At 28.1% G+C, this 8,185-nt stretch carries 6 protein-coding genes and 1 rRNA gene; 5 read left to right on the top strand and 2 right to left on the bottom strand.

From position 1 onward, the window contains the following. Positions 1–59, bottom strand: a 16S ribosomal RNA gene (locus tag Q0516_RS03885); the annotation flags it as partial. 392 nt (positions 60–451) lie between these two features. After that, entirely contained in the window at positions 452–973 is a 522-nt protein-coding gene (gene dcd / locus Q0516_RS03880; RefSeq protein WP_294466203.1) for a dCTP deaminase, read from the bottom strand. A gap of 156 nt (positions 974–1,129) precedes the next feature. Between dcd and Q0516_RS03875 the strand changes: the two genes are divergently transcribed. The 5 genes from Q0516_RS03875 to bilS all read left to right on the top strand — a co-directional run bounded on the left by Q0516_RS03875 (position 1,130) and on the right by bilS (position 8,069). Then, on the top strand, positions 1,130–1,693 hold the full coding sequence (locus tag Q0516_RS03875) for a hypothetical protein (RefSeq protein WP_294466200.1): 564 nt from the start codon (positions 1,130–1,132) through the stop codon (positions 1,691–1,693). A 113-nt stretch (positions 1,694–1,806) separates the two neighbouring features. Continuing rightward, a complete protein-coding gene (gene secA / locus Q0516_RS03870; RefSeq protein WP_294466197.1) occupies positions 1,807–4,305 on the top strand; it encodes a preprotein translocase subunit SecA in 2,499 nt (832 codons plus the stop codon). 551 nt (positions 4,306–4,856) lie between these two features. Then, a complete protein-coding gene (gene dnaA / locus Q0516_RS03865; protein ID WP_257480155.1) occupies positions 4,857–6,227 on the top strand; it encodes a chromosomal replication initiator protein DnaA in 1,371 nt (456 codons plus the stop codon). Positions 6,228–6,420: 193 nt separating this feature from the next. Continuing rightward, the gene (dnaN, locus tag Q0516_RS03860) at positions 6,421–7,527 is read left to right on the top strand and encodes a DNA polymerase III subunit beta (RefSeq protein WP_257480154.1); all 1,107 of its coding nucleotides are present in this window, start codon (positions 6,421–6,423) and stop codon (positions 7,525–7,527) included. Positions 7,528–7,565: 38 nt separating this feature from the next. Continuing rightward, positions 7,566–8,069, top strand: a complete 504-nt coding sequence (gene bilS / locus Q0516_RS03855) for a flavodoxin family protein BilS (protein WP_294466191.1) — start codon at positions 7,566–7,568, stop codon at positions 8,067–8,069. The last annotated feature ends 116 nt before the right edge of the window (positions 8,070–8,185 follow it).

Genomic DNA, 8,185 nt, shown 5'->3' with positions numbered 1-8,185 from the left:
TGCATGTGTTAGGCACGCCGCCAGCGTTCGTCCTGAGCCAGGATCAAACTCTCTAGTTTGTTGTATTAATATCTGTCTTTTCGCTCTCGCTTAAAACAGCTACTAATCTATTCCTTCGCCCAAGCTTCCGCTTGCGCCTTACTTACTGTTTGTACTTTTAGTACTCTCTTTTTTAACTCAAATTAGCCTTACGGCTAATCTAAATCTCCGGGTCCTATCGTTGTTTAATTTTCAATGTGCTTCCCGCTCCCCCTCTCAAGAGAGCCTTGTTATTATATCGCACACAATCTTTCTTGTCAACCCCCTTTTTTAATTTATTTTAAATATTTTTTACAGAATAAAAAACATTAAAATAAAAAAGCAAAAAATAATAAGAAATAAATATAAAGTTAAATAAGGGCTTATATAAAATAATAATAAATGATGCTTAGTTAATAAGCATCATTTAAATTTACTCTTCAAAATCCTTAAACATTAAACTTGGCTGTATCCCGGTATTATTTTGATATTTACCGCTTGTATACAAATCATAATCTCCGTGGATATCATGAAAATAAATTTGGCATATTTCTACATTAGGATAAATTTTTATAGGCTGAACACAAAAAATCTCAAGTGTCCAATATCCCGCAAAACCGATATCACCGAAGCCTGCTGTTACATGAATAAATAATCCCAGTCTTCCTGTTGAAGAACGACCTTCAAGCATAGGAACAAATTTATTCGTCTTCGTAAATTCATTTGTCCTGCCGAGATATAATTTATTTGGTTCCAGTATGAGTCCATCGTCCGGAATTATAATTTTTGAAGCCTTATTTTCCTTTTTCATATCAAGTAAATCATTATCATAAACAAGCAGCTCATTAGATAATGATAAATTATAACTGTTAGGATTTATTCTATTTTTATCATAGGGTTCTATTACTATTTCTTTTCCGATATGTTTTTCTATTTCTTTTCCAGATAATATCATTATTAACACCTCATATATAATAAATATTTAAAGTAAAATATATCAAAAACAGTATAACACAAATAACTATATTTTTATAAAACAATATATTATTATAAAGTATTATTTATTGGTATGATATAATAATACTTATATAAGATTATTAGGGGAAATAAAATGGAAAAATTAAAAAAGAAAATTTATTTTATAATTATTCCTTTTTTTATCATTATAATTATAGTTTTTTTGATTATGTTAGGACTTGATTATAAATATGACAGTAATAATGGAAAGCTAATTTATAATAAAATGAAAAAGTTCGGTTATAATTATGAATTAAAAAATAATAGTTTAAATTTATATCATACAACTGATTTTAATAAGTATATTTTCAAATTTTCTTTATCAAAAAATAATATTGTAAAAAAATATTCTTTTAACGAATATCCTTTAGATAAAGAAGAGTACATAATAATTCATTATTACAGTAATTATGATCAATATGCATTTATAAAACATAAAGACCAAACTGATATAACTTATGACATGATAATGGAAGAAAAAGTAAAAGGTAAGAGAAATATTAATGAGAATGAAAAAAATAATATCGAAAATTTGGATGATATAAATGCTGATATTTTATATGAAATGGATATATCGCAAGATGATCTTTTTGACTTTGCAAATTATTATTTAATGAATAATGAAGTTTTAAAAAGATACACAACTTATAATAATTAAAATTAATTAATAAATTACTGATTTATATTAAAATTTGCTTAAATTTTACATTTTTTAACTTATAGTATGATACAATATAATTTACGAAAATCGTTAAAAGAGAGGATTTATAAATGGGATTACTTGGAGCGGTTGCAAAATCTTTAGACACTAAAGAAATTAAAAAATTAGAAAAAACTGCAGATAAAATAGAAGCGTTGGCAGATGAATATTCTGCTTTAAGCGATGAGGATCTACAACATAAAACTATAGAATTCAAAGAAAGATTAAATAATGGCGAAACATTAGATAATCTGCTCGTTGAAGCTTTTGCTACAGTAAGAGAAGCATCAACCAGGATACTCGGACTTAGACATTTTAAAGTTCAGCTGATAGGCGGTATCATTCTTCATCAAGGAAATATAGCAGAAATGAAGACCGGTGAAGGTAAAACATTGATGGCTACACTTCCCGCATACTTAAATGCACTTGACGGTAAAGGTGTTCATATAGTAACCGTCAATGATTACTTGGCAAAAAGAGACAGCGAATGGAACGGAAAAATGTTCAATTTCTTAGGATTAAACGTTGGACTTATCGTTCATGGTCTTGAATTTGAAGAAAAAAAAGCAGCATATGATGCAGATATAACATATGGTACAAACAATGAATTCGGCTTCGATTACTTAAGAGACAATATGGTTACAGAAATGGATGAAATGGTCCAAAGAGACCTTAATTATGCCATTGTCGATGAAGTCGACAGTATCTTGATTGATGAAGCAAGAACTCCTCTTATTATTTCAGGAAGCGGAAATGAAAGTACAAAAAGATATTATGATGCCAATGCATTCATAAAAACTCTTAAAAAAGAAGAAGACTATGCGGTAGACGAAAAAGAAAAGACATGTAACTTAACTGAAAAAGGTATAGCAAAAGCCGAAAGAGCATTCAATATTGAAAACCTATCCGATATCAACAATATGGAACTTCAACATCATATAAATCAAGCACTGAGAGCAAATACATTGATGTTTAAAGACAGAGATTATGTTGTAAGAGACGGAGAAGTTTTGATAGTAGATGAATTTACCGGAAGAATTATGGAAGGAAGAAGATATTCAGAAGGACTTCATCAGGCAATAGAAGCAAAAGAAGGCGTAAAAGTAGAAAGAGAAAGTGTTACACTTGCCACAATAACATTCCAAAATTACTTTAGGATGTATAATAAGCTTGCAGGTATGACTGGTACAGCCAAAACTGAAGAAGAAGAATTCAAAGAAATATATAATATGAACGTTCTTCAAGTACCTACAAATAAACCTCTAATCAGAGAAGATATGAGAGATGCGGTCTTTACGACAAAAAAAGGTAAAGAAAAAGCAATTATAAATGAAATAAAAGAAAGACATACTAAAGGTCAGCCTATCTTGGTTGGTACAATAGCGATCGAAGACAGTGAAAGATTAAGCAAACTTCTTAAAAGAGAAGGTATCAAACATAGTGTACTTAATGCTAAATTCCATGAAAAAGAAGCTGAAATCATAGCTAATGCCGGTCAAATGGGAACAGTTACAATCTCCACAAATATGGCAGGTAGAGGTACTGATATAGTTCTCGGAGAAGGAGTTAAAGAACTCGGCGGTCTTCATATACTAGGTACAGAAAGACACGAAAGCAGAAGAATAGATAATCAGCTTCGAGGTAGATCCGGTAGACAGGGTGACCCAGGTTCTTCACAATTTTTCATTTCTCTGGAAGATGATTTAATGAGACTTTTCGGCGGAGAAAGAATTCAAAACTTTGCAAGTAAAACAAACTTGGAAGAAGACGAAGCCTTAGAAAGCAGAATGCTTACCAGAACGATAGAAAATGCTCAAAAGCAAATAGAAGGTAAGAACTTTGGAATAAGAAAATATGTACTTCAGTACGATGATGTAATGAATAAACAAAGAAAAGTTATTTATGATCAAAGAAAGAAAGTGCTTAAAGGTGAAGATGTATCCGATGCAATAAGAGAAATGATAGATTCTATTATCGATAATATAGTTGAATCTTTCACGACAGAAGAACATTTTACAGATAATTGGAACTTTGATAAAATCAAAGAAAATATATTTAATATCTTTGACCTTAAAATGGATTTTGATAATTCCATAGACAGTAAAGAAAAATTAAAGGATACAATAAAAGAAGCAGTATATACATTATATAAGAAAAAAGAAGAAGAATTTTCATCTCAGGAACTCAGAGAATTAGAAAGACTTGTTCTTTTAAGAGTAGTAGACTCAAATTGGATGGAACATATTGATAATATGGACCAATTAAAACAAGGTATCAACCTCAGAGCTTACGGACAAGTAGATCCTGTTCAGGCATATACAAAGGAAGGTTTTGGTATGTTTGAAGAAATGAATGAAGTAATAAAAGAAGATACCGTTAAATATTTATTCCACATGGAAAGAGTAGAAGAAATAGTAAACGAAGCTCCTAAAGAAATGTATGTAAACGACGGAGAAGAACCTGCAAAAAAGAAACCTGTAGTTAATAAAAATAAGGTGGGAAGAAATGATCCATGTCCTTGCGGAAGCGGTAAAAAATATAAAAAATGCTGTGGAAGAAATCAAAATTAATAAAAAGTCCTGATTTAAATCAGGACTTTTTTAATATTTAATTTATTTTATTTAATCAGATTGTTAAAAAATTAATTTATTTATTTTTCAACTTTTATTATTAGTATACTTATAAATAATCTTTGAATAAGTATATTTTTTATTAACATAAATTTTAATAATATTTTTTTAACCTTTTTTATAACAAATATATTTATAAAACACAAAATACATTAGTAAATTATAAAAATAATAGCATATATAGTAGAAATATAGCATATTTACACTGTTTATAACACTTAAAATAAATGTTGATAATTTAGCATTTTTTGTTATAATAGATAAAAAGATCACTTATCTACATATATTATAAAAGTTATTAACATTTATTGTGGGTAAATTATTAATAAGCCTATTTTTTTTCTGCTTTTTTAGGAAAATATGTCGATTTTAAGTTCGTTTATATGTTGATAACTTAGATGTTAATAAAATTTATAAGTTGAATTTTATTATTTTCACATTTATATATGATTGTTTACTATTGATATTTATATTATTACTTGGAGGTTAAAATGTCTTTTAAAACGGAATTATGGAACAATGCACTGGAATATTTAGAAGATGAATTATCTGATTTTGTGTTTAAAGAATATTTCGAAACATCAATAACACCTTTAGCTTATGAAAATGATACATTTTTTCTACAAGTTCCCGACGAAGGAAATAAAATACTGCTTGAAGGGCAATATGCAGTACTTGTTGAAAATGCTTTAAAATATTATACTCAAAGATATATTAAAGTTAAATTCGTAGTAGCATCATCAAATGATATGGTTTATAGTGAAAATGAAGCCATAGATGAGATTGCAGCTGCAGAACCAAAACAAAGTGTGGAATATAATGTATATAATAATTCTTATATACAATTCAATCCAAAATATACATTTGATTCTTTTGTGGTAGGTCCAAATAACAGATTTGCTCATGCAGCATCTTTGGCTGTTGCTGATGCTCCGGCTAAAAAATATAATCCTCTTTTTATATATGGGGGAGTGGGACTTGGAAAAACACATTTAATGCACGCAATAGCACAGCATATACTAAGAAAAGACCCTACAAAAAAAGTTGTTTTATTATCGAGCGAACAATTCTTAAATGAATTTTTGGATGCTATACAAAATAAAACCAATGTACAGTTTAGAAATAAATACAGAAATGCAGATGTATTATTGATTGATGATATTCAGTTTATAGCGGGAAAAAATGAAACACAAAATGAATTTTTCCATACATTCAATGCACTTCAAGGTTCAAATAAACAGATAATATTAACATCCGATAAACCTCCAAAAGAAATTCCTCATCTTGAAGACAGGCTTCGTTCCAGATTTTCTCTTGGACTTATATGTGATATATCTATGCCTGACTTTGAAACAAGACTTGCAATACTTAGAAAAAAAGCAAAAGAAGAAAATTATCAGGTAAGTAACGAAATACTTAATTATATAGCTGAAAATATAGAATCCAATATAAGGGAACTTGAAGGCTTATTATTAAAAGTAATGGCTCTCAATGAATTTTATAACAAACCTTTAACTTTAGACCTTGTAAAAAAACAATTAAAAGATATAATTGATATAAGCGATAAAAAAATATCTATGGATTTGATTACAAAAGTAGTTTGTGATTATTACAATATAAGTAAAGCCGATATTTTATCTAAAAGAAGAACTAAGAATATAGCTTTTCCGAGACAGATTAGCATGTATTTAGCGAGAGAGCTAACAGACAGTTCACTTCCTGCAATAGGAGATTACTACGGAGGAAGAGATCATTCGACAGTAATCCACGGTTATGATAAAATAAAGGAAGAACTTAAGACAAACGGAACACTTGAAGAAGAAATAAAGAAGATAACTCTCGAAATAAAAAATAGTAAGTAACAACTTATTAAGATAGTTATCCTAATAAAATTATTAATTATTAACATGAAAAAATCGATGAAATCAGCTGATAAAAATAGATTTTTGACTTATCAACATTATCAACACTACTAATACTATTACTCTTTAATAATTAATAATTCTATAAAGATAAAAATGGCAGTTAATTCTATAACAGAAAGGATACTCATAAATGAACATAAAAGTTGATAGAAATGAATTTTTAAAAGCACTTGTAACGGTAAGTAAAGCAACAACTCTTAGAAATGTAGGATCTTTGGAAGGTATACTACTTGAAAGTTATGATGATGTACTTTCTTTATATGCTACTAATAAAGAGATACAAATATCAACGATAATAGATGCTAAAGTAATAAGAGAAGGTAAACTTTTAATAAATTCAAGAATACTAAGTGATATAGTCAGAAGTTTTGATAACGGTGAAGTTGAGATAGATGCAGATGAGAACAATAATATTAAACTTACTTGTTTAAATTCAAAGTTTAATATTACTGCTATGGACCATAGAACATTCCCTAACAAAGAAGTTTATAATATAAATGATTTTATAAAAATGGACAACCACGTTATAAGGAATATGGTAAAAGAAACATCTTTTGCATGTGCGACTTCGGATTCTGTTTCTCCTATACTAACCGGTATATTAATAGAAAATAACGACGAAGATATTAAATTTGTTGCAATAGACGGCTTTAGAATGGCTATAAGAAGCGAACAATCAAAAGAAAGATATATGAATAACATTAAGTGTGTAGTTCCTTCGAGCACATTAAATGAACTCAATAAAATACTTACAAATTACGATGATGATGTATTTTTAAATATCAATGATAAAAAGTTCGTTGCAAACATCGGAAGGACTCAGTTGGTATCGAGCCTTCTTCAGGGACAATTTATAGATTACGGTAATCTTTTACCTAAAGAAAGTAAAACAATAGTTAAAATGAATAAAAACGAGTTATTGTCTGCTTGTGAAAGAGCTGCGATTATTTCCGATGAAGGAAGAGCTCATCTTATAACACTTCATTTTACCGATAATAATTTACTACTTACAAGTAAGTCTGCTTACGGTAATGTTGAAGAAAATATAAATATAAATTTAAGCGGCGAAGATTTGGATATTTCTTTTAACAGCAGATATGTTATAGATGCACTTAAAGTTATCGAAGATGAAAAAGTTATATTAGAATTTAACAGTTCTAACAGTCCTTGTTTGATTAAGCCTGTAAGTTCAAATAAGTTCACTTATCTAATAATGCCTGTTAGAATATCTAACTAAGAAAGACCTTATGGTCTTTTTTAATAAGGAGAATTAAAATGAAATATAGTATTTATTACGAATCAAAAACCGGAAATACAAAGCTGCTTGCCGAAAAAGCATATGATATATTAAAAAATAATATAGTTAAATTTGAAGAGTATAAAGATAATTATATTGATAATAATGAAGATATAATATTAGTGGGATTTTGGACCGATAAAGGAAGTGCTGCCGATAATATAAAAAAACTATTAAGTAAAATAGAAAATAAAAAAATTATATTATTTGGTACCGCAGGTTTTATGAGTAGTAAAGAATATTATAATAAGATTATCAATAATATAAAAAAGGATATTAATGATAGCTGTGAAGTAATAGATTATTATATGTGTCAGGGGAAAATGGGTATTGGAATTAGAAAAAGATATGAAAAATCTTTAGATGTAAATCCCAATGATGAAAACATTAAAGGTATGATCAATAATTTTGATAATGCTCTTACTCATCCCGATGAAGATGATTTAAAAGGTTTTGAAGGACTTTTAAATAAATATATATAATTGACTTATAAAGTTTATTTAATATTTAATTAGAGCTACTCATGGCTTTAAAATAATATATAAAGTTTAAATGATATATAAAAAAGGATTGAATTAGATCAATCCTTTTTTTATAT

The organism is uncultured Anaerofustis sp. (assembly GCF_938029165.1).
Classification (GTDB): domain Bacteria; phylum Bacillota; class Clostridia; order Eubacteriales; family Anaerofustaceae; genus Anaerofustis.
The sequence above is the reverse complement of the archived record's forward strand: the minus strand, read 5'-3'. Positions and strand labels throughout refer to the sequence as shown.